We start from the raw sequence: 2,621 nt of genomic DNA, 5'->3' as shown, positions 1-2,621 counted from the left end.
TTGGTGATGCAGAGTTTCAAAAAAAGTGTTTGGGCAAAATGCAGGAGGTAGCTGGTAAAACGGGCCGAACTGTTTTGTTTGTAAGCCACGATATGGCGGCAGTTAAAAACCTTTGTACACGGGCTATTCTTTTGCAAAAAGGTAGTATTACTTACGAAGGTCATCCTAACGATGTGGTGGATTATTACCTTAAAAATGCGGCCATGATACAGAACGATACTACTGGTTTATCGTTTAAAAACAGGCAGGGCAATGGCAAATTTTTAGTTACCAATTTTGAGTTTTTAAATGCAGCCCACCAGCCGTTAATGGTATTGGAAACCGGTATGGATGCATTCCTAAAAGTGTCTTATAAATCATTGGAAAATAGCCCCAACCCGGTTGTAAATATTTTAATAAGAAATAGCTACCAGCAAATTATTGGTAACCTTTTAACCCGTATGGCATTCCCTGGTGTCCTAAAACTTACATCAGAAGGTTCGGTGCTTTGCCACATCCCAAAACTGCCTTTTTTACCCGGCAGGTATACCATCGATATTACTTTAAAACACGACTATGATGTTACGGATCATATAGAAGGATTAACCGTTATGGAGGTAGAAAAGGGTGACTTTTATGGTACCGGTAAAGTGCACGAATCAATGAAAGATGGTTTACTAATTGACCATCAATGGCAGGTAATATAGTCAGCATGTTTAGAAAGAGATTATTAGTAACCATCAGCATTAGCTTTTCCATCAGGTATTTATATAGAACCGGCATGTTGCACCAGCTACAAAACTTTGCTGACGTGGTGATCGCAATAACCTGGAACGAAGAAGCTTTGATAAATGAGTTAAGAGCAGATGGATTTGAAGTACACCTGGTACCCGAATCGAAGAAGGGAGTTGTGTATGAGACAGCCCGAAAACGCATGGATTACTGGTTTACTTTCTTCAGGCTAAAAAACAACCGCCGTGCACAGGAACAGTACCTCAACCAATTCAACAGTATAAAGACCATCCTTTTAAATAAAGTAAGGCGTAAACTCAATTATGCCCGTTTTTACCTTCCTGGTTATACAAAAAAAATATTTAAGAAAGAAGAGGAGGCCCTCGGTGCAGATACCAATTTTAAAGAGATGCTCACCCTGGTGGATTCACTTAACATTGATGCAGTACTTTCGGTTACTCCGTTTCATGCACAAGAGGATATTTTGCTGAGGGCTTGCAGTTATCGCAACAAGCAAATGATTGCCTCCATTTTGTCGTTCGACAATATAACCAAGCGGGGATGGATGCCGGTGATTTACGATACTTACCTGGTGTGGAATAAATACAACCACGAACAAACGCTTCGCATGTACAAAGAGATTAAAAATCCATCAAAAGTTCATGTAGTGGGGGCAGCCCAATTCGACTTTTACTTCAATCCTTGTAACCTGCTTTCAAAACAGGCATGGTTGCAAATAGTGGGCATTGCCGCTAACGAAAGAAAAATTATTTTATATGCAGGAGGCCCCGGCACTTTATTTCCAAATGAGCCACAATACCTTAAGCACATTTTAAATGCTATTGATAGTGGTGAAATAAATGGTGACCCACTCGTTTTATTTCGCTGTCACCCGGTTGACAACTTAAACAAATGGAAGAGCTACGTAGGCGAACACAAAAACCTGGTATATGATATTTCGTGGACAGGTAAAGAGAAGTTGCAATACTCAAACATTACCACTGAAGACATTAAAAAGTTGTGTTCTACCCTGGCATATACTGATGTGCACATTAATTTATGTTCAACTATGACCGTGGATGGCAGCGCATTTAAAAAGCCGCAAATCGGACCTTATTACGATGAGGTTAACCCTGCAAAACAATACTTATTGCAGGGTATGTATCAGCAGGAGCATTTCAGACCCATAATAAATTGCCAGTCGCTAATGTTAGCCGGTTCAGAACAACAATTAATATCTTATATAAATACAGCTTTAACCAACCCCGATTCTGTAACCCAAAACTGTCAGAAAGTTTTAGAAGAAATTATTACATATACCGATGGCAAAAGCACCGATAGGGTAGTGAACATTATTAAAAATGCGCTTGCTTAATACTCAGCCTTTGAAGAAAAGACATAAAATATTATACATTCAAAAGCCACCCGGCGGTGGATCTGTTGTAGCCCTGTACGACATGGTTAAGATACTGGACAAAGAAAAATTTGAACCGGTTATTTTGAGTTACGAACTAAATAAATACACACAGGTTTTTAATGAGTTGGGTGTTAAAACCATCTTTTTAAATGTAAAAAAAAAGACGGTAACCGGTGTTGCTGCAAAACATAAAACGCCCCTTAAAATTTTTGCACCATTTAGAAAACTTAAAAGGCTCATTATTGATGACAGACGAAAATCAAGGCAAATTGCGGGCATTCTTAAAGAAAATAAGATCGATCTGATTCATCATAATAACGACATAAACGACAGCAGGCAGGGGATACTTGCTAACAGAAAATTAAGACTGCCACAAATTTGCCATTACCGCTCGTTAAAACCTTATCAAAAAGATCCTATCAATTTTGGCGTTGATTACTTTATGGCTAAAAATGTGAACTATCATATTTTTATTTCACATGCAGTTGCCACA

General features: G+C 38.6%; 3 protein-coding genes. All 3 read left to right on the top strand.

Features of this window, described 5'->3' with window-relative positions; translation table 11 throughout:
- A partial coding sequence (locus H7254_RS01455; protein ID WP_301931290.1) for a Wzt carbohydrate-binding domain-containing protein occupies positions 1-686 on the top strand: 686 nt, incomplete at its 5' end.
- Positions 671-2,086 (top strand): CDP-glycerol glycerophosphotransferase family protein, encoded by a 1,416-nt coding sequence (locus tag H7254_RS01450; protein ID WP_301931289.1) that lies wholly within the window; start codon positions 671-673, stop codon positions 2,084-2,086. The genes H7254_RS01455 and H7254_RS01450, both read left to right, overlap by 16 nt.
- A 10-nt stretch (positions 2,087-2,096) precedes the next feature.
- On the top strand, positions 2,097-2,621 hold a 525-nt coding region (locus H7254_RS01445), incomplete at its 3' end, for a hypothetical protein (RefSeq protein WP_301931288.1).

This window comes from Ferruginibacter sp. (assembly GCF_014377975.1).
Classification (GTDB): domain Bacteria; phylum Bacteroidota; class Bacteroidia; order Chitinophagales; family Chitinophagaceae; genus Ferruginibacter.
This window is presented reverse-complemented; position numbering and strand designations above follow the sequence as displayed.